The following is an 18312-nucleotide window of genomic DNA, read 5'->3' as shown; positions in this document are numbered from 1 at the left end:
GTGGGCATGACCAACCCGTTCCGGCCCGAGAGATGGGACGAGATCCCCGGCTTCGAGTTCACCGACATCACCTACCACCGTGCCCGCGACGTCGCGGCAGTCAGGATCGCTTTCAACCGGCCCGAGGTGCGCAACGCCTTCCGTCCCCACACCGTCGACGAACTGATTGCGGCCCTGGAGCATGCCCGCACCAGCGCCGACATCGGCTGTGTGCTGCTCACCGGCAACGGGCCGAGCTCGAAGGACGGCGGTTGGGCGTTCTGCTCCGGCGGCGATCAGCGCATCCGGGGGCGCGCCGGATATCAGTACGCCGACGGCGAAACCGCACACACCGTCGACAAGGCGAAACTCGCCCGGCTGCACATCCTGGAGGCGCAGCGGCTCATCCGGTTCATGCCCAAGGTCGTGATCGCGCTCGTCAACGGCTGGGCCGCGGGTGGCGGGCACTCCCTGCACGTCGTCGCCGACCTGACCATCGCCTCCCGCGAGCACGCCCGGTTCAAACAGACCGACGCCGACGTCGGTTCCTTCGACGGCGGCTTCGGTTCCGCCTACCTGGCCCGCCAGGTGGGGCAGAAGTTCGCGCGCCAGATCTTCTTCCTCGGCGACGTTCACGATGCCCAGGAGGCCCACGAGATGGGCATGGTGAACAAGGTGGTGTCGCACGAGGAGCTGGAAGAGACCGGACTCGAGTGGGCGGCGAAGATCTGTGGGAAGTCCCCGACCGCGCAGCGGATGCTCAAGTATTCCTTCAACCTGGTCGACGACGGGCTCGTCGGCCAGCAGGTGCTGCTCGGCGAGGCCACTCGCCTGGCCTACATGACCGACGAGGCGGTGGAGGGCCGCGACTCCTTCCTGGAGCACCGTACCCCCAACTGGTCGGATTTTCCGTACTACTACTGATTTCCTGAGAACCCGTTACCACGGTCCCGGTTGCAACTACCCTGCTCGGTGTCGGCGCATGAGCCGCGCCGAGGAAGGGAAAAATACAATCATGAATTTAAGGGTGCTCAAGGGGTCAGTGGCAGTCCTGGCCTCGATCGCCATAGCTTGTGGCGCGGCTGGGTGCAGCGGAAAGCCGAGCAAGGACGCCGTCAAGGCGGGAATCATCAAGATGATGAAGGAGCAGGGCGAGAGTTCGTATGACGACAACGCACTCAACGACTACGTCGGCTGCTTGGTTGATGGCAGTTACGACAAGGTGAGTGCCGACACCCTCCAGAAACTCGCGGACGGCAAGACGTCCACCGATACCTCAGGCACTCAGGACGGCAAGACGTCCAGCGATGCCTCAGGCACTCAGGATGGCACGACGGATACCAGCTCCAGTGTCGCTGATGGGGACAGCAAGGCCATAGGTGAGACCGCTCAGGAGTGTTCGGCCAAGCTGACGGGCAAGGAAAGCTGAACCGTTGCTGCGGGCTGGCAACTCGGGGCAACCCTGCGTGGTCCTTCAGTCGGCCAGCCCGTACAGCCGATCGCCGGCGTCGCCCAGACCGGGGACGATGAAGCCCTGGTCGTTGAGGCGCTCGTCAACGGCAGAGACCACCAGGGTGCAGGGGACGTCGAGGTCCGCCAGCAGGGCCTGGATCCTCTCGATTCCCTCGGGGGCCGCCAGCAGACAGATGCAGGTGATGTCGTCGGCACCGCGACCGACAAGGAATTTCACGGCTTCCCCCAGCGACCCGCCGGTGGCGAGCATCGGATCGAGCACGTAGCACTGGCGACCGGAAAGGTCCTGCGGTAGGCGTTCGGCGTAGGTGGTGGGCTCCAGGGTTTTCTCGTCGCGGATCATTCCGAGGAACCCGACCTCGGCGGTCGGCATCAGACGCAGCATTCCATCGAGCATCCCCAGGCCCGCGCGCAGGATCGGAACCACCAGGGGGGCGGGGGAGTCCAGTTTCGTGCCGATGGTGGGGGCGACGGGGGTTTCGATGGCGATGTCGTGGACGCGCACCCCGCGGGTGGCTTCGTAGGCCAGCAGCGTCACCAGTTCCTCGACGAGGCTGCGGAAGGTGGGCTGTTCGGTGTTGCGGTCGCGCAGGACCGTCAGTTTGTGATCGACGAGCGGATGAGAGATGACGCGAAATTCCACGAGCCCACTGTGACACACCCGGAGGGGTTGGGGGAACGGATATCGCCCCGGAGCCTCGAAGAGACTGAATATCTGGAAGGATGGGGTTTCCGTAGGACCGGGAGGAGATCAGCCGTGGACGCCTTTGATGAAGACGCCGAGCCTTTTGACCTGAGGGATGACCGCGGTCTGGAAGCCGCCGACGATTCGGAAGAGGAATTCTTCGACGACGACCTCGAAGACGCGGGAGAAGACGACATCGACCTCGTCGTCGCCGTGTACCGGGAAGACGGCAAGGCGACGGCGGTGCCCATGGACTTCGACCTGGCCAACGACCTCGACGAACTAATCCGTCAGCTCAGCCGCCTTCCGGGTGATTCCGGGGCGGACGGATACGTGTCGGTGGCGGGGGAATTCTTCGTCATCTGCCGGGTCAGGGGAAGGGCAGTGGAGGTGGTGCTCAGCGATGCCACCGCAGCCAACGACTGGCCCATCGCCCGCGATGTCGTGGACTACCTGGGCGAGGAGATCCCCGACGAAGAGGACGACCCGGCGCCGGTCGGCGACATGGAGATGTTTGCCGCCGCCGGGCTGCGGGGCTTCGAACTGGAGGCCATCGCCACCGACTACGAGGAGGACTCCGACGAGCTGTTGATGCAGGTGGCGCAGCGCCTGAAGATCGAGGACGTGTTCGAGCGGGCCGTCGAGGCCTTCGACGACTGAAGGATTCCCGAGCGTGGCGCGACGCTACGAGCCGGCGATGCGGCAGGCGCTCCTCGCGGCCCGGGAGGCGGGGCTGCGCGGCGATGTGCCGGTGGGGGCTGTCGTCCTCGGACCGGACGGGTCGCCGATCGCGATGGGCAGCAACGAACGCGAACTCATGGGCGATCCGACGGCACACGCGGAGGTGGTCGCGATCCGGCGCGCCGCCGAGGCCCTCGGTCAGTGGCGGCTGACAGGCTGCACCCTGGTGGTGACCCTGGAGCCGTGCACCATGTGTGCGGGCGCGATCGTCGCCGCCCGGATCGATCACCTCGTGTTCGGGGCCTTCGACGACAAAGCCGGGGCGGTGACGTCGCTGTTCGACGTGCTGCGTGACCCGCGTCTCAACCACCGCCCGAGGGTGACCTCGGGCGTGCTGGAAGCCGACTGTGCGGCGCTGCTGGAGGAATTCTTCACCAGCCGTCGATGAAGGAAACCCCACGACCGGAGAGGAACCTGGGACGTGACCGCACCGACCACCAGCTATCACCTGCGACCGCACAGCGGTTGGCTCAACGACCCCAACGGCATGACCTTCCGCGACGGGGTCTGGCACGTGTTCTTCCAGCACAACCCAGCCGCCCCGCAACACCGGCGGATCGCGTGGGGACACGCCGTCAGCGACGACTTGGCGAACTGGCGGTTGCTGCCCGTCGCCTTCGGCCCCACCCCCGGCGGTCCCGACTCCTCCGGCTGCTGGTCGGGGGTGTTCCTGCCCGGCCATGAACGCCCCGGGGTGGTCTACTCCGGAGTCACGGATGAGTCGGGGGCCTCGACGGTGTGCCTGCGCTGGGGCAGCCCCGACCTGGTGACCTGGGACGCACCCGTCGTCGTCGCGCCCACCCCTCACATCGACGACATCGCCGTGATGCGCGACCCGTTCGTCTTCGAACTCGACGGCAGGCCCCTGGCGATCCTCGGGGCGGGCCGCAGCGACGGCACCCCCGTCGTGCTGCTGTTCGACCGGCAGAACGAACTGGTGTGGCGCTACCTGGGGTTGTTCGTCGCCGACGACCCCGTACTGGCGGCTGCCGCCACCGCGGACGTGTGGGAATGCCCGCAGCTGTTCCGGCTGGAGGACCGCTGGGTGCTGCTGATCTCCGTCCTCGATGGGGACCGGCCCGCCGGGGAGCTGGCGGTGGTGGGACGGGTGGAGACCGCTGGGGCGCGACCGCGGTTCGTCGCCGAACACGCGAACCTCCTCGATATCGGCCCCGACCTCTACGCTGTGCAGGCCACCGTCGCCGACGGGGAGCCGCTGCTGATTGGCTGGGTGCGGCAGCAAGCCCAGGATCCGACCGTCCGCGACCACGCGGGCTGCCTCAGCCTGCCGCGTCGCGTGAAACTGGTAGGCGAGCAGGTCGTGAGTTTCGTCGACCCGGGGGCAGCCGAGGCGCTCGTTGACCGCTGGCATCCCCTCGATGCGGGTGAGACGTCGCTGGCGGAGCGGCGCTGGGCGCTGCGGGTCGCGGGCGACGGGGTGCGGCTGACGCATCCCCGCCACGGGGTCGTCGAGGTGCCGGACGGGTCGCAGGTGTGGGTGGACGGAGCGGTCCTGGAGCACTACCCGAAAGACGGCCTCCCGGGTACGTGGCGATCCGACGAACCCTGGACCCTGACCGTGCCGGAGGGGGTCCGGGTTCAGGTCGGCGAGGTGATCCCGACCGTTCCCCAATCCGGCACAGCTGCGTGAAGAGGCACTCGAGGTGCCGGACGTCCGGCTCTGGGTTGCGCCGAGGTGTGTGCGGGTGGCCCTGGGCGTCTTGTTCCGGCGCCGTGGAGGACAGGGCTGGCACCTGGAAGCAAATGGTAGAAAGTGTGTGCACAAAGGTAGAATCATTCCATGAGTCTCAACATCAAGGATGAGCGCATCCATGACTTGGTGCGCGAGGCCGCTTCCAGGACTGGCCTCAGCCAAACGCGGGTGGTGGAGAAGGCGATTACGGATCTGCTCGGGAAACTGGATGCTGAAGGTGCTCGCTCTGGGCTGGATGACCTGCTGGAGCGGGTGTACCTGGAGCTGAGCGCGTCGGAGGGGCCTGTGGACTTCGACTCCCTGTACGACCCGAGCACGGGACTTCCCCGATGATCGTGGACCCGTCGGCCATCGCGGCAATCCTCCTGAGAGAGCCGGAAGGGGAGCATTTCCGCGCAGTGCTCGAGAAACACGGTGCGCTCATGTCTGCCCCGAGTTATCTGGAGCTGGCGATAGTACTGGCGAGCAAAGGCGTATCCAACGCAGGTCCAACGCTGGATGCTGTTCTATCGGGTCTTGGTGTCGACGTCGTGCCGTTCACGCCTCACCAGGCCCGGCTGGCCCAGGAAGCCCACCAGAGATTCGGACGAGGCAGCGGACATCCTGCGAAGTTGAACTTCGGCGACTGCATTACCTACGCGCTGGCAAAGGATCTGGGTGAGGCCCTGCTGTACAAAGGAGATGATTTCGGCCACACGGATCTACAGCTCGCACCGTGAAACACCACATGTCGTTGCGCGCTCATTGCACCGGAGCAGTTCGGGTCGAACTGGGAGTGAGGTAGTTCGTGGTCCACGGCCCCGATGGTTACTCCTTGCGGACCCAGGTGTGGGTGGACAGAGCGATCCTGGACAACGACCCGACAAGCCGGTCCGGTCGCGGCACACTGCCCTCGGGTCGGTGGTCGCTGTAGGGTCGGAGCATGCTGACCAGTGCTTCGCGGGCGGAGCTCCCCACGATCGTCGATGGCGTTGCCTGTATGGAATCGCCCTGCTGCTGCGTCGCGGAGGTTTCCCCGTGACGGCGGAAGCTCTGGAGCCCGGCAGGAAAGCGACCCTGCAGCGACGGATCAGGATCGTCGTCGCACTCACGATCACCTGGAACGTCATCGAGGCCGTCGTCGCCCTTGCGGCAGGGGGCGAGGCGTCGTCCGCCGCCCTGATCGGATTCGGTCTGGACTCTGTCGTGGAGGTGCTCTCCGCGGTGGCGGTTGCCTGGCAGTTCGCCTCGTCCGATCCCGAACGCCGGGAGAAAACGGCACTGCGGGTGATCGCGATCTCCTTCTTCGCCCTGGCGGTCTACGTCACCACGGAGGCCGTCCTCTCGCTGACCGGTGTGCGCGAACCGGAGCACTCGAGCGTCGGAATTGTGCTCGCCGCACTGAGTCTGGTGGTGATGCCGTTCCTGAGCTGGTTCGAGCGACGCTGCGGACGTGAGCTCGGCTCGGCCTCCGCGGTGGCCGATTCGAAGCAGACCCTCATGTGTTCCTACCTCTCCGCGGCGCTGCTGGTCGGGCTCGTGCTGAACAGTCTGCTCGACTGGACCTGGGCCGATCCTGTGGCGGCCCTGGTCATCGCCGGATTTGCTGTTCGCGAGGGCGTCGAGGCCTGGCGCGGAGACGCCTGCTGCGCTACATCCGCAGCCGCTTTGAGTGGGGGAGGCGATGGCCCCTGCGAGGATGACTGCGGGATGCGTGAGACGCAGTCGCCATAACCTGCGGGTCCCCTAGGCTGAGGTCATGCCGATCAGCGACACATGGCGTGACCGACTTCTGGGCAGTCTCCTGGGGTTGGCGGTGGGTGATGCCCTGGGGACCGCCGTCGAGTTTCAGGCCCGCGATTCCTTCCCGCCCGTCACCGACATGGTGGGCGGTGGGGTGTTCGAGCTGGCGCCCGGGCAGTGGACTGATGACACGTCGATGGCGCTGTGCATCGCAGCGAGCCTGACCGAGACCGGGGCCTACGATCCCCACGACCAGCTGGCCCGGTTCGTCCGGTGGTATCGCGACGGGTACCTCAGCAGCACGGGGCGGTGTTTCGATATTGGCAATCAGACCCGCGCCGCCCTGGAGGAGTTCGAGGCAACTGGCGAGCCCTACCGCGAGGCGATTGATGGGATGAGCGCGGGAAACGGGTCGTTGATGCGCCTGGCGCCGGTCGCGATGGCCTTCTGCGACGACCCCGAGGCCGCGGGACGGTTCTCCGCCGACAGCTCCCGCACCACCCATCCCGCCGTCGAGTGCGTCGAGGCGTGCGGGGTCTACGGTAGGTTGATCGCGGCCGCCATCGAGGGGGCGTCGCGCACGGAGCTGTACGTGCTGGCCGCCGACCTGGCCGAGCAGATGACCAGCCCCGACCTGGCGACGATCCTGCGCGGCTCCTACCGGGTCAAGGAACGCGACGAGATCTCGTCGTCGGGCTATGTCCTGCACAGCCTGGAGGCGGCGCTGTGGGCCTTCGCCAGCACCGACGACTTCCTCGAAGGTGCGCTGCTGGCCGTGAACCTGGGAGACGACGCCGACACCGTCGGGGCCATCTACGGGCAGCTGGCAGGGGCGCTGTACGGGCGCAGCGGAATCCCGGAGAGCTGGCGGAACCGTCTCCACGACGTCGAAATGATCGAGGACCTGGCCGCGGGGATCGCGGACCGGGTCGGAACCTTCGAGGTCGTGGTCGGCTGAGACCGGCCAGCGAATTTGTCCGCGGGGCCGGGCTGGGATACGCTCATCGGCGGTGACGTGTCTGAGCGGCCGAAAGAGCTCGCCTCGAAAGCGAGTGTGGTGCAAGCCACCGTGGGTTCAAATCCCACCGTCACCGCCAGAGTCGCATTGCTTGAGCCCCCGGTGTCCGTGCCGGGGGCTCGTGCTTTGTCGGGGCGCTCGTCCGCACGGTATCCCTCTGCATCCTCACAGGTCCGCTGGTCTTCCTGTCGCCCGCTTGTCTTCCCGTCGTCTGCTTGCTTTCCCGACGGGAGCGCTTGTCTTGTGGACGAACGCTTGTGCTACAGCGCAGGCGCATGACCGTAAGGCAAGCGAACCGTGGGAGCGCCGGTGCGGGTCCTCGCCGGGGCTCTAGGCGTATCGTTTGACGATAATATCGTTTATCATTTAGTATCGAATTGCGATATGTTAGGAGGTCCCGATGAAACTCACAATCAGCCGAGGCGACTACCTCACATTGCGGATCATGCTGGCGTTGTTCGTAGTGGCACCCTTGGTGAGCCCCTTCTGGCACGCTTGGACATGGGTCAAGGGCGACCCCCTGGTCTGGCTCAATGGGGGCAATCCCTCGCAAGCCAGTTCGGGCGAGGCGGCCTCTCCCCTCGAAGCCGCGAATGGGCTGATCGTGCGCCCAAGCCTTGAGACACTCTCGTGGGAGTTCACCGATCCGACGTGGACGCAACGTCTCGGCGCGATGCTTCCGGGCGTGCTGGTCGCGGTGGTCACGCTCTGGCTGTGCGTCACGATCTGGCGGTTCACGCTCTTGGTGCAGCGCGACCGTGCCTTCTCCGCGGGGGCGCACCGGCTGCTGGTGCAGTTGGGAATAGCCCTGATCTTCCTCACCGCCGCCTTCCTCGTCGGCGAGGTCCTGGCGAACATGCTCATCTACACCGGCTTGCCCGCCAGGGGGATGGGGTTCGCCATGCTGACGACCAACGCTGGCGATTTCGTCCCCCTCGGGGTGGCGCTGGTGGTGCTGGTCGTCGCCTACGCCTGGCGGCAGGGGGAACAGCTCGCCGAGGACGTGGAGACGACGATCTGATGCCTGTCGAGGAACCCCATCGGATTACCTGCCACCTGGACGATCTGCTCGCGGCCCGGGGTGTGACGCTCGCGGCCCTCAGCGAAAAGGTCGGTATCACCGTGGTCAACCTGTCGATCCTGAAGAACAACCGCGCGAGGGCCGTTCGGTTCAGCACCCTGACGGCGCTGTGCGAGGCGCTGGACTGCGAGGTCGGTGACCTGTTCAGCCTCGCAGACCAGCCCTGATCGCCCAGCCAGACTCAGAAACGCCCGGGCCGCGGCCCGCGGTCACATCATCGCCACCTGCGGCCCTTATCTGCCGAAGGCGGCGCCCAATCCTCGTCTCAGTTCGGCTCCGTCGTGCCACAGGGGCAGTCGCAGCATCGTGCGGTGACCGTCGTGGGGCGAGAAACTCGGCCCGGCGGCGAGCTTGACTCCGGCCCGTTTGGCCTGCTCGGTGAAGGTGACGGCGTCCGTCCCGGTGTCCACCCACAGGCCGGAACCGCCGACGATCCGCTGCCAGGTCCATGCCGGGGCCACCTCGCGGAGCACCCGCTCCGTGGACGCCAGGTGTGTGGTGAGCATCGCCTGCCGCTCCCGCCGCGCGTCCGCCGCCCGGTGCAGCAGCCGCACGGCATACAGCTGGTCGACGATGGAGGTCGCCAGGTCGTCGACCTTCCGCAGCTCCACCAGCCGGCGGATGCGCGCCTCGTCGGCCCTCACCCAGCCGACGCGAAGCCCACCCCAGAACAGCTTCGACATCGTCCAGCAGCTCAGGTGAAGTTCCGGGGCAACAAGGCCCGTCAGCGTTGACGCCGGACGTCCTGACAGCGTCAGGTCGTAGGAACAGCAGTCCTCGACGACGTGCAGGCCGCGCCGGTTGACGACGTCGGCGAGCGCAGCCCGCGCGTCCCTGGTCATGCTCTGCCCCGTCGGGTTGTGGACGCTGGTCTGGCAGTACAGCGCGGCCGGACGCCTCGCCGCCGCGCGCGCCACCAGGTCCACGTCGATGCCGCCGTCGCGCAGCGGGACCCCCTCCAACCGGACGCCATGGGCCCGCAGCGCACACAGCGCACCCCGATAGCTCGGGTCCTCGGTCAGGACGAGGTCGCCCGGGTCCAGCAGCCCCCGGATCGCCAGCGAGGTCGCCTGCTGCGCCCCGCTCGTCACCAGCACCTCCGAGGGTCGGGTCGGCACCCCATCGCGGGTGAGGTGCTCGGCGATCGCCTGCCGCAACACTGGAAGCCCGGCCGGGAAATAGCCGTCGGTTTCCAGGTAGGGGTCGAGCCCGTCCGGACTCGCCGACAGCACCTCCCCGGTCACCGTGGACGCGGGCAGGGCCCCGCTGGACAGGTCGATGACATCGCGCGGGGCGTTGGTGAACGAGAACAGCCGCCCGCCGGCTCGGTGCTCGGCACTCACCCGGCCCGACCTCACCCGTGTCCCCGACCCTCGGGTCGAGACCACATACCCGCCAGCCTCCAGTATCGCCAGGGCGGACGCGACGGTTCCGCGGGCGACCCCCAGCACCTGTGCGAGCTCCCGCTGCGGCGGCAAGGTGCTTCCCGCGGGCACGAAACCGTGATCCACGAGCTCTGACATGGTGCGCGCCAGTGCGTCCGGCAGGCGCTCGTCCGCGTCCGTCCACACCCCGAGTAGCCTCGACAGTTCCGCCGAATCCATGCGCACTCCCATGCTGCCGAGTATGCCCCACCGGCCTGGGCCAATTCTCCTGGATTGGACTAGTGCCGTCCCGCGGTGAGACGTAGCCTCGCTGCTACCCCTGGACGCCGGGCCGCCGCGGCCGCGCTTGAGCAGGACGGGTCCGAACACGCACGAAGGAGTGAGACCGCATGGCTGTTGTTGCACTGATCGGGACGCTGGACACCAAAGGTGCCGAGTACGCCTGGCTGGCCGAGCAACTGGACAAGCACGGGGTGCAGACCCTGTTCGTCGATGTCGGGTCCTTCTCGGCGAGCCCGCTGGCCAACATCAGCTCCGACGATGTGATCGCCGCCGCGAACTCCGACGCCGCCGCCCTGCGCGAACGCCGCGACCGGGGCGAGATGATGCAGGTGATGAGCGTCGGGGTGGCCCGTATCGTCCGCGACCTGGCGGTGTCGGGACGCATCCACGGCCTGCTGGCCCTCGGCGGATCCGGCGGCTCCTCGGTCGCCGCGGCCGCGATGCAGGCCCTCCCGGTCGGTTTCCCGAAACTGCTGGTCTCGACCATGGCCTCCGGCGACGTGAAACCCTACGTCGGCGAGGTGGACGCGACGCTCATGTACTCGGTCGTCGACGTCGCCGGCATCAACTCGGTCTCCTCCCAGGTGTTCGCCAACGCGGTCGCGGCGATCGCCGGGATGGCCAGGGCATACGAGGACCGGCTGGCCGCTGTCCCCGCCGAGCACAAACCGGTCGTCGCGGTCACCATGTTCGGCGTGACGACCCCGGCCGCGGACGAGGCCCGCGACACCCTGACCGACCTCGGCTACGAGGTGCTGGTCTTCCACGCCACCGGGGCGGGTGGCCGCGCCATGGAGAAACTCGCCGAGTCGGGCCTGCTGGCCGGGGTGTGCGACCTCACCACCACCGAGCTGGCCGACGACCTCGTGGGCGGTGTCCTGTCGGCGGGGCCGCGGCGGCTGGAGATGGCCGGGCGGGTCGGCCTGCCGCAGGTCGTCAGCTTGGGGGCGCTCGACATGGTGAACTTCGGCCCCGCCGACACCGTGCCGCCCGAGTTCGCCGGACGCAACCTGTTCGTCCACAACCCCACCGTGACGCTGATGCGCACCACGCCTGAGGAGATGACCGAGCTGGGACGCCGCATCGCCGCCAAACTTGCCGCCGCCACCGGACCCACCGAGCTGTTCATCCCCCTGCGGGGCGTGAGCGCCATCGACGTCGAGGGAGCCCCCTTCCGGGACGCCGAGGCCGACGCCACGCTGTTTGCGGAACTGCGCGCGGGGCTGGCTGGCTCCGGCGTCGTCGTCCACGAACTCGACCAGGCGATCAACGACCCAGGTTTCGGTGCCGCGATGGCCCGCGCACTGCACGCATCCATCACCAACTGAGAAGGAAGAAACATGTCCCGTCAAGAGATCCTCGATCGTTTCCGCACCCAGGTCGCCCAGGGCCAGCCCATCATCGGCGGCGGCGCGGGCACCGGTATCACCGCGAAGTCCGCGGAAGCCGGTGGCATCGACCTGCTGGTCATCTACAACTCGGGCCGGTTCCGCATGGCCGGGCGCGGCTCGCTGTCCGGGCTGCTGGCATACGGGGATGCCAACGCCATCGTCATGGAGATGGCCAACGAGGTGCTGCCTGTCGTGAAACGCACCCCCGTCCTCGCGGGCATCAACGGCACCGACCCGTTCCGTGTCATGGGGCACTTCCTGCGCCAGGTGAAAGAGATCGGGTTCGCCGGTGTGCAGAACTTCCCCACCGTCGGCCTGATCGACGGGGTGTTCCGGGCGAACCTGGAAGAGACCGGCATGGGGTACGGGCACGAGATCGACATGATCCGCATGGCCCACGAACTCGACCTGCTCACCTCCCCCTACGTCTTCGACGAGGACCAGGCCAAGGACATGGCCCGCGCCGGGGCGGACATCCTCGTCCCTCACATGGGCCTGACAACGTCTGGGACCATCGGCGCGAAGACCGCGCTGACCCTGGAGGAGGCGGCGGTCAAGGTGCAGCAGCTCGCGGACGCGGCCAGGAGCGTCAACCCCGACATCCTGTGCCTGTGCCACGGCGGGCCGATCGCGAACCCGGCCGACGCGCAGTACATCCTCGACCACACCGACGGCATCGTCGGCTTCTACGGGGCCAGTTCCATCGAGCGATTCCCGACCGAGGTGGGCATTCGTGCACAGACCGAGGAGTTCAAGGCCGTCACCTTCAAGAAGGGCTGACATGACGGTCTCGTACTACAGCACGATCATCCAGCACGATGCCGACAAGGTGTGGGACACCCTCAGGGACTTCAACGGACTGGCCACTTGGTTCGGTTCCGCGGTCTCCGAGAGCCACATCGAGGACGGTCTGACCGGAGCGACGGTCGGCGCCGTGCGGAGCTTCCAGCTCGGCGAATCCCGGATCAGGGAGCGGCTGCTCGGCCTGTCGGACCTCGACCGCAGCTACTCCTACGGGTTCTGCGATCCGGCCCCGTTCGACGTGACCGGATACGTCTCCACGCTGAAAGTGACCCGGGTGAGCTCGACCGGTCAGTCGCTCGTCGAGTGGTGGACGGAGTTCGACTGCGCCCAGGAAGAGCGGGAGCACTGGGAGACCTTCTTCGCCAGCCAGGTGTTCGCCCCGGCGCTGGAGGGGCTGCGCGACCACCTCGGCTGACCGCGGCCAAGGTGCTGGCAGGGCCGGGGCAACCCCGTGCCGACCCCCGGCTGGTGGGGTGCCCCGGCTCAGCCCATCACCCATCCCGGCCGGTCGAAGGCCTGGCCGCTGCTGGTTCAGGCGATCTCGTAGCTCAGCTGGGGCGGGTTGACCAGGGTGTCGTGGACCGGGCAGTGGGCCTCGATGAACTCAACGAACGCCGCGATCTCTTCGGGGGTGTTGTCTGCGTCGATGTGGTAGCGCGTCCTGATTGTTGATAGCCCGACCTTCGCCGCGGGGTTCTTCCCCCGGAACCCGTCCGGGTCGAACACCCCGTCCACCTCGACCCGTACGTGGCGCAGCCGGATGCCGTTCGGCTTGGCGAAAGCCCTCGCAACGACGCACTTGCAGGCGCCGAGGGCCGACAGGACGGCTTCGAGCGGGTTCATCCCCGTCCTTGCCGCCGAGCGAAGGCGGCTCGTCCAGGACGAAACTCATACCCCGGGATGTGCAGCGCGTCGCCATGCCCTCCAGGGATTCGGCGACCGCGGAAAAGACAGCCTCAGCCATGATGCTCCCTTCACATATCGTTTCTTTCAGGCTAACCGTTGACCCAACCGCCAGATCCGGGGAGCGACGGCACCACCGGGCGCGGCTGCTGTGGGCACTCGGGTGGCCCAACCACCAGTTCTGGGGAGCAGTTCCGCCAAGCGGCTGCGTGAACTGAGAAATGGCTACGATCCACGTCCCGAGGATGAGCACGATCTCGAACTCCTCAGCCGCTTGCGCGACGGTGGGGCTGATCAACAACCAGAGTCAGCATCTACGAGGAAACCGGTCTCATTGAAAGTGGAGTGCTACACGTTTTGTGGACAGTGACGAAAAACAGGTTTAATCGAACATGTGAGGTAAAATCTGTATTATCTCCGCATCTAAGTACAGCGAAGAGTTCAAACAGCGGGTCGTGTCGGAGGTCGTTGAGAAACCCCTGCACGATCAGCTAGGTGGCGAAGTCCTACAGTTCTGGTCCCGCAAACCGTGAGGATGCTGGGTGAACAAGTGGAGGAAAACCCGTTCCGGCATCGAGGGTGAGGAAATGACGGCGGCCCAACTTGCCGAGTGCGAGAAAATCAAAGCCGAGCTGCGTGAGCCCCGGACGGGGGATCGATTTCAGAAATAAAGCGGCGGCCTTCCTCCGCGGCGGGAGTCCCGGCGAAGAACACGATACGCGTACACCCCTCCGCGAAGAAGGTAACTACCCAACCCGTTTGATGCGCCACTGTCCGGGTGGTGTCGCATTCAGGGCTGCTACACCTTGGCGTGGCAGGGGTATGTCGGAAACCCGCAAAGCGCCGTAGAGGAACTCGCTATTTTTGTGACGTATTTCTTCAACGACTCCGAACAAACCCACCTGCTAGAGGCGGGTCCACAAAGTCTTGGAACGCGGGTGGTGTTGCAACCAGTCCCGAGGGACGGTGCGCCGGCTCATGCAGCCTGGAGGGCCTGGAGGGGGTGTCAGCCCCGCCCCAAGGCCCACAACTACCGTGCCTGCTGCCGACCTGGCAGGGCGCCCCGACCTGATCGAAAGGGACTTCACGGCTGATGCTCCAGTTCCGGACGTCCGCACCAGGGTCAAGGCTCCGGGCCATGACGGCGTCCGAGAACGGGCCTTCGGGTCCTTGAACTACGAGCGGCTCTACTGCGAACAGAACGACGACGCCCTCGACCTGGTTCGACAGGCGGTCTTCGTGTCTAGTGCGTCCGGGACGGCGCGCGTCCGTCCCCAGCGTCAAGGTGCTGTTGGCTGAGTGGGTGTAGGTGGTCCAGGGGCACAGCGACGAAGCGCCGATGGCGCACCGCTGTCGACCTCCTCGCCACTGGACCGGGTAGCAGTCCTCCAGTTGGTGAAGGGTTGAACAGCTGATACAGTTGTTTCAGATATTGCATCTATGCGAGTGAAGGTCTGTCTCATGTCCACGACGCTGACTGCCGACAAGGTTTCTGCTGATGAGCTGGCTCAAACGGAAGAGTTTGCTCAGGGTCTGCCTCAGGGCTCGCCTCTCGCGATCATGCTCGAAGGCCTGCTTGATGCGGTGCGACGCGGTGCGGACGTGACGCTGCTCGCCTCTGACAAAGAACTGACCCCCAATCAGGCGGCCCAACTGTTGCGGGTGAGCCGTCCACATCTGGTGAAGATCATGGATCGCGGGTTGTTGGCCTACCGTCTGGTCGGGTCGAACCGCCGGATCGCGAAGGCCGACCTGCTTGACTACATCGAACGCCACGAACGCGCGAACGCCCATGTCAACCAGCTACTGGGCACACGCCCCCACGCGCAACTTCAGGCAATGGACGAAGCAGCTCCACTGACCAACGAAGACCTAGCTGCCTTGGATACGCTGATCGCGGAGTGACTCGATCAGGGCCGCTGCCTGCCGAGCCGCAGGTCTGTCGCTTACCGCTCAAGGAGATCAGTCATGATGCCCGGGGCTTTCGGTTGGTGCGGCACCCAACCCGAGGAAGCGGTCGAAGAAGGCGCTCAGTCTGGCAATCACCCGCTGTTTCTTTTCGTCGTGACCGCCGCTTGGAGCAAAACGGGAGACCGGGGGCAGGATCTTGGTGATGGCCGTCCCGGTGGTGCGCAACTCGCCGTTGCGGAAAGCGTTCTGGACGAACTCCTGGGCGGCTTTCGGCTTGAGGTTCTCGTCTGCGATGATCCTGGCGAGCTCGGTCTTGCGCTCGGCCTCGATGAAGGCCACCCATTCGTCGTCGATGTGCCCGTCAACGGAAACCGAGTCGACGAAGGCCTCGATGAGGTCCTTCTTGTTACGCAGCGTCGGGCTGGCGTTGACCGCCCGGGTGATCTCGGAGCGGATCTCTTTGTCGTCGCCGTCGCCGTGCTCGTCCCGGTACTTCTGCACCAGCATGAGGATGTAATCGACATTGATCTCCACCTGTTTGATGAGTTCGATCTCGAAGAGAACGTCGTCGTTGATGACTTCCTTCTCGGCGTCCTGGCCTTGACGGAACTGGGCGTAGAGGTCGAGGTAGATGCTGCGGTAGTCCTGTCCCTGGCGTTCGCTGAGGATCTCGTTCCCGGCGAAGTCGTCGAATGAGGAAAGGATGTTCTGCAACCGCAGAATTGCGCCGAACAGCGCGATGAAGGCCTTCTGAGCTGCCTCTCCAGTGATCGGCTGCCCGAGCGGGAATGCCTCCAGCAACTCGGCGACCTTTTCGGCGTATTCGCGGTAGTAGTCCTGGTAGGGCTTGAGCAGGACGACGCCGCGGGCCTCCCGGTTGCCGAACAGTTCCAGCGCGGCGTTGGTCTCGTCCTCCAGGTTGCGGAAGGCGACGATATTGCCGTAGGTCTTCACCGAGTTCAGGATTCGGTTGGTGCGGGAATAGGCCTGGATGAGGCCGTGGGCGCGCAGGTTCTTGTCGACGAAGAGGGTGTTGAGGGTGGTGGCGTCGAACCCGGTGAGGAACATGTTGACGACGATGACCAAGTCGATTTCCCGGTTCTTGATCCGCTGGGAGAGGTCCTTGTAGTAGTTCTGGAACTTCTCGGCGCTGGTGTCGTAGCTGGTGCCGAAAAGGTCGTTGTAATCCTGGATCGCGTCCTCCAGGAAGCTGCGAGCGTCGGCGGGCAGCTCATCGGTGTCGAAGGCCTCGTCGTCGATGATCCCGTCGCTGGCGGCCTCGTTGGCCCCGTAGGAGTAGATCAGACCGATCTTCAGGCGGCGTCCGGGCGGCAGTTTTTCCTGTAGCAGCGCAAAGTGGTTGTAGTAGATCCGGGCGGCCTCAATGGATGCGGTGGCGAACAGCGCATTGAAACCACGCACGCGGCGACGTCCCCGAAGTGCTTCGGCGCGGCGAGAGGTGCGGCTGGATTCGGCCACATTGGTGACGACCGAATGGTCGTAACTGGAGGCGCGTTTCGTTTTCTGGTCGAAATGCTCAAGCACATAGGAAACGATCTTGCTGATGCGTTCCGGGTCGAGCAGCGCCCGTTCGGTGTCGATGGCCGGCACCTGTTTGTCGGTGACGCTGCCCACCTGCACGGTGCTGACGTAGTCGATGCGGAACGGCAACACGTTCTTGTCGGTGATGGCGTCCACGATCGTGTAGGTGTGGAGCTTCTCCCCGAAGGCCTGTTCGGTGGTTTTCAGCCGAGGGTTTCCGCCACTTGCCGCATTGACCGCGAAGATCGGTGTACCCGTGAAACCGAACAGGTTGTACCGCTTGAATGCCCTGGTGATCGCGGTATGCATGTCCCCGAACTGGGAGCGGTGGCATTCGTCGAAGATGATGACGACATGCTGGCGATAGACGTCGTGGCTGGGGTTGGCCTTGATGAAGGTCGAGAGTTTCTGGATCGTCGTGATGATGATCGTGGCGTCCCGGCTTTCCAGCTGGCGTTTGAGCACCGCGGTGGAGGTATTGGAATTGGCCGCACCCTTCTGGAAACGGTCGTATTCGCGCATTGTCTGGTAGTCCAGGTCCTTGCGGTCCACCACGAATAGCACCTTGTCAACGCTGTCCATCTGGGTGGCGAGCTGGGCTGCCTTGAAACTGGTCAGGGTCTTGCCCGAGCCGGTGGTGTGCCAGACGTAGCCGCCGGCGTCGATGGTGCCGAGTTTCTTGTAATTGGTGGCGATCTCGATGCGCTGCAGCATCTTCTCGGCGGCGACGATCTGGTAAGGCCGCATCACCAGCAGCATCGTGTCGACGGTGAGGACGCAGTACCGGGTGAGGACGTTGAGCAGCGTGTGCCGGGCGAAGAAGGTCTTGGCGAACGCGATCAGGTCGCGGATCGGCTGGTTCTTGGCGTCCGCCCACCACGAGGTGAACTCGAACGAATTGGAGGTTTTGCGCCTGCGGCTGGCCTGCTGCCCCTCTTTCAGGTGTTGACTCCGGGTGGTGTTGGAGTAGTACTTGGTGAGTGTGCCGTTGGAGATGACGAACAGCTGAACGTAGTCGAACAGGCCGCTGCCCGCCCAGAAGCTGTCCCGCTGGTACCGGTCGATCTGGTTGAACGCCTCACGGATGTCCACGCCCCGGCGTTTGAGTTCGATGTGGACCAGCGGCAACCCGTTGACGAGGATCGTCACGTCGTACCGGTTGGAATACTTGGCTCCGCCCTCGCCCTGGCCGATCTCGTACTGGTTGATGACCTGGAGTCGGTTGTTGTGGATGCGCCGCTGGTCGATCAGCAGCACATTCTTGGTGGTGCCGTCGTCCCGGCGAAGCAGCTGCACGGTGTCTTCGTGGATGCGCACCATCTTTTCGGTAATGCCGTCGTTCTTTCCGGCAATGCAGGTGGTGAAGAACCGGTCCCATTCGGTATCCGAGAACTGAAATCCGTTCAACAGTTCCAGTTGGGTTCGCAGGTTGCCGATCAGGTCGGCCTCCGAACGGATCGGCAGGTATTCGTAGGCCTGTGACTGCAGCACCCGGATGAGTTCGGCCTCCAGGGCCGCCTCCGACTGGTAGGCGGTCTTCTCGTGCGGGTCAGGGATGTACTCCGCGACGACCGTGGACTCCACCGAAACCGCAATCGGGTCGTAGGAGACGGCTGTAGCGGGTGTGTGGTCGTTCGGTTTCATCGTGTGGCTCACAGGGCGTCGAAGAAGTCTTCGTCCA

Annotated in this window: 21 protein-coding genes and 1 tRNA gene; 18 read left to right on the top strand and 4 right to left on the bottom strand. The window is 65.5% G+C overall.

Annotation, left to right across the window (positions count from 1 at the left end):
• The first annotated feature begins 6 nt into the window (after positions 1-6).
• Together V7R84_RS14020 and V7R84_RS14015 are read left to right on the top strand one after the other, a co-directional pair.
• Entirely contained in the window at positions 7-903 is an 897-nt protein-coding gene (locus tag V7R84_RS14020; protein WP_338570109.1) for a 1,4-dihydroxy-2-naphthoyl-CoA synthase, read from the top strand.
• 91 nt (positions 904-994) lie between these two features.
• Entirely contained in the window at positions 995-1408 is a 414-nt protein-coding gene (locus V7R84_RS14015; protein ID WP_338570108.1) for a hypothetical protein, read from the top strand.
• A gap of 45 nt (positions 1409-1453) precedes the next feature.
• Here the strand turns inward: V7R84_RS14015 and upp are convergent, their stop codons facing one another.
• The gene (gene upp / locus V7R84_RS14010) at positions 1454-2095 is read right to left on the bottom strand and encodes a uracil phosphoribosyltransferase (protein WP_338570105.1); all 642 of its coding nucleotides are present in this window, start codon (positions 2093-2095) and stop codon (positions 1454-1456) included.
• Between the two features lie 114 nt (positions 2096-2209).
• On the opposite strand from upp, the gene V7R84_RS14005 reads away from it, so the two are divergent.
• The 10 genes from V7R84_RS14005 (at position 2210) to V7R84_RS13960 (ending at position 8580) form a co-directional block, all read left to right on the top strand.
• Entirely contained in the window at positions 2210-2797 is a 588-nt protein-coding gene (locus V7R84_RS14005) for a tRNA adenosine deaminase-associated protein (protein WP_338570103.1), read from the top strand.
• A 37-nt stretch (positions 2798-2834) separates the two neighbouring features.
• Entirely contained in the window at positions 2835-3266 is a 432-nt protein-coding gene (tadA, locus tag V7R84_RS14000) for a tRNA adenosine(34) deaminase TadA (RefSeq protein ID WP_338573921.1), read from the top strand.
• A gap of 33 nt (positions 3267-3299) precedes the next feature.
• The gene (locus V7R84_RS13995; protein WP_338570101.1) at positions 3300-4529 is read left to right on the top strand and encodes a glycoside hydrolase family 32 protein; all 1230 of its coding nucleotides are present in this window, start codon (positions 3300-3302) and stop codon (positions 4527-4529) included.
• Positions 4530-4679: 150 nt separating this feature from the next.
• The gene (locus V7R84_RS13990) at positions 4680-4925 is read left to right on the top strand and encodes a type II toxin-antitoxin system VapB family antitoxin (RefSeq protein WP_338570099.1); all 246 of its coding nucleotides are present in this window, start codon (positions 4680-4682) and stop codon (positions 4923-4925) included.
• Positions 4922-5311, top strand: coding sequence for a type II toxin-antitoxin system VapC family toxin (locus V7R84_RS13985; RefSeq protein ID WP_338570096.1), 390 nt, complete (start codon positions 4922-4924; stop codon positions 5309-5311). The genes V7R84_RS13990 and V7R84_RS13985 overlap by 4 nt, the downstream gene beginning before the upstream one ends.
• Positions 5312-5420: 109 nt before the next feature.
• Positions 5421-6305, top strand: a complete 885-nt coding sequence (locus V7R84_RS13980) for a cation diffusion facilitator family transporter (RefSeq protein ID WP_338570094.1) — start codon at positions 5421-5423, stop codon at positions 6303-6305.
• A 25-nt stretch (positions 6306-6330) separates the two neighbouring features.
• Positions 6331-7272, top strand: coding sequence for an ADP-ribosylglycohydrolase family protein (locus V7R84_RS13975; RefSeq protein WP_338570091.1), 942 nt, complete (start codon positions 6331-6333; stop codon positions 7270-7272).
• 51 nt (positions 7273-7323) lie between these two features.
• Positions 7324-7411: transfer RNA gene (locus V7R84_RS13970), tRNA-Ser, on the top strand.
• A gap of 321 nt (positions 7412-7732) precedes the next feature.
• Positions 7733-8353 (top strand): DUF2975 domain-containing protein, encoded by a 621-nt coding sequence (locus V7R84_RS13965; protein WP_338570089.1) that lies wholly within the window; start codon positions 7733-7735, stop codon positions 8351-8353.
• Complete coding sequence (locus tag V7R84_RS13960) at positions 8353-8580, top strand: helix-turn-helix domain-containing protein (RefSeq protein ID WP_014847832.1); 228 nt, start codon at positions 8353-8355, stop codon at positions 8578-8580. Before V7R84_RS13965 ends, V7R84_RS13960 begins: the two co-directional genes overlap by 1 nt.
• Before the next feature lie 66 nt (positions 8581-8646).
• Here V7R84_RS13960 and V7R84_RS13955 read toward each other — a convergent pair whose 3' ends face one another.
• Positions 8647-10029, bottom strand: coding sequence for a PLP-dependent aminotransferase family protein (locus V7R84_RS13955; RefSeq protein WP_338570082.1), 1383 nt, complete (start codon positions 10027-10029; stop codon positions 8647-8649).
• 158 nt (positions 10030-10187) lie between these two features.
• Here V7R84_RS13955 and V7R84_RS13950 point away from each other — a divergent pair, with 158 nt between their 5' ends.
• From V7R84_RS13950 to V7R84_RS13940, 3 genes are read left to right on the top strand one after another with little or no spacing between them, the layout of a single operon-like run.
• Positions 10188-11408: a Tm-1-like ATP-binding domain-containing protein gene (locus V7R84_RS13950; protein WP_338570079.1), complete on the top strand. Its 1221-nt coding sequence runs from the start codon at positions 10188-10190 to the stop codon at positions 11406-11408.
• Positions 11409-11420: 12 nt separating this feature from the next.
• The gene (locus tag V7R84_RS13945; protein ID WP_338570076.1) at positions 11421-12251 is read left to right on the top strand and encodes a phosphoenolpyruvate hydrolase family protein; all 831 of its coding nucleotides are present in this window, start codon (positions 11421-11423) and stop codon (positions 12249-12251) included.
• 1 nt (position 12252) lies between these two features.
• Positions 12253-12690 carry an SRPBCC family protein gene (locus tag V7R84_RS13940; RefSeq protein WP_338570073.1) on the top strand — a complete coding sequence of 146 codons (438 nt, stop codon included), beginning with the start codon at positions 12253-12255 and terminating at the stop codon, positions 12688-12690.
• A gap of 116 nt (positions 12691-12806) precedes the next feature.
• Here V7R84_RS13940 and V7R84_RS13935 read toward each other — a convergent pair whose 3' ends face one another.
• Entirely contained in the window at positions 12807-13118 is a 312-nt protein-coding gene (locus tag V7R84_RS13935) for an OsmC family protein (protein WP_338570070.1), read from the bottom strand.
• A 602-nt stretch (positions 13119-13720) separates the two neighbouring features.
• On the opposite strand from V7R84_RS13935, the gene V7R84_RS13930 reads away from it, so the two are divergent.
• The 3 genes from V7R84_RS13930 to V7R84_RS13920 all read left to right on the top strand — a co-directional run bounded on the left by V7R84_RS13930 (position 13721) and on the right by V7R84_RS13920 (position 15083).
• The gene (locus tag V7R84_RS13930; protein WP_338570067.1) at positions 13721-13849 is read left to right on the top strand and encodes a hypothetical protein; all 129 of its coding nucleotides are present in this window, start codon (positions 13721-13723) and stop codon (positions 13847-13849) included.
• 364 nt (positions 13850-14213) lie between these two features.
• Positions 14214-14477 carry a hypothetical protein gene (locus tag V7R84_RS13925; RefSeq protein ID WP_174525740.1) on the top strand — a complete coding sequence of 88 codons (264 nt, stop codon included), beginning with the start codon at positions 14214-14216 and terminating at the stop codon, positions 14475-14477.
• Between the two features lie 162 nt (positions 14478-14639).
• Positions 14640-15083, top strand: coding sequence for a helix-turn-helix domain-containing protein (locus tag V7R84_RS13920; RefSeq protein WP_338570064.1), 444 nt, complete (start codon positions 14640-14642; stop codon positions 15081-15083).
• Positions 15084-15140: 57 nt separating this feature from the next.
• Here V7R84_RS13920 and V7R84_RS13915 read toward each other — a convergent pair whose 3' ends face one another.
• A complete protein-coding gene (locus tag V7R84_RS13915) occupies positions 15141-18275 on the bottom strand; it encodes a type I restriction endonuclease subunit R (protein ID WP_338570061.1) in 3135 nt (1044 codons plus the stop codon).
• Positions 18276-18312: the final 37 nt, after the last annotated feature.

The sequence above is a fragment of the Arachnia propionica genome (genome assembly GCF_037055325.1).
GTDB lineage: Bacteria > Actinomycetota > Actinomycetes > Propionibacteriales > Propionibacteriaceae > Arachnia.
The sequence above is the reverse complement of the archived record's forward strand: the minus strand, read 5'-3'. Positions and strand labels throughout refer to the sequence as shown.

Coding starts and splice junctions, on each gene's coding strand:
- V7R84_RS14020 (WP_338570109.1), top strand. CDS start 7: ATGACCAACCCGTTCCGGCCCGAGAGATGGGACGAGATCCCCGGCTTC.
- V7R84_RS14015 (WP_338570108.1), top strand. CDS start 995: ATGAATTTAAGGGTGCTCAAGGGGTCAGTGGCAGTCCTGGCCTCGATC.
- tadA (WP_338573921.1), top strand. CDS start 2,835: ATGCGGCAGGCGCTCCTCGCGGCCCGGGAGGCGGGGCTGCGCGGCGAT.
- V7R84_RS13990 (WP_338570099.1), top strand. CDS start 4,680: ATGAGTCTCAACATCAAGGATGAGCGCATCCATGACTTGGTGCGCGAG.
- V7R84_RS13985 (WP_338570096.1), top strand. CDS start 4,922: ATGATCGTGGACCCGTCGGCCATCGCGGCAATCCTCCTGAGAGAGCCG.
- V7R84_RS13975 (WP_338570091.1), top strand. CDS start 6,331: ATGCCGATCAGCGACACATGGCGTGACCGACTTCTGGGCAGTCTCCTG.
- V7R84_RS13965 (WP_338570089.1), top strand. CDS start 7,733: ATGAAACTCACAATCAGCCGAGGCGACTACCTCACATTGCGGATCATG.
- V7R84_RS13960 (WP_014847832.1), top strand. CDS start 8,353: ATGCCTGTCGAGGAACCCCATCGGATTACCTGCCACCTGGACGATCTG.
- V7R84_RS13955 (WP_338570082.1), bottom strand. CDS start 10,029: ATGGGAGTGCGCATGGATTCGGCGGAACTGTCGAGGCTACTCGGGGTG.
- V7R84_RS13950 (WP_338570079.1), top strand. CDS start 10,188: ATGGCTGTTGTTGCACTGATCGGGACGCTGGACACCAAAGGTGCCGAG.
- V7R84_RS13945 (WP_338570076.1), top strand. CDS start 11,421: ATGTCCCGTCAAGAGATCCTCGATCGTTTCCGCACCCAGGTCGCCCAG.
- V7R84_RS13940 (WP_338570073.1), top strand. CDS start 12,253: ATGACGGTCTCGTACTACAGCACGATCATCCAGCACGATGCCGACAAG.
- V7R84_RS13935 (WP_338570070.1), bottom strand. CDS start 13,118: ATGAACCCGCTCGAAGCCGTCCTGTCGGCCCTCGGCGCCTGCAAGTGC.
- V7R84_RS13920 (WP_338570064.1), top strand. CDS start 14,640: ATGTCCACGACGCTGACTGCCGACAAGGTTTCTGCTGATGAGCTGGCT.
- V7R84_RS13915 (WP_338570061.1), bottom strand. CDS start 18,275: ATGAAACCGAACGACCACACACCCGCTACAGCCGTCTCCTACGACCCG.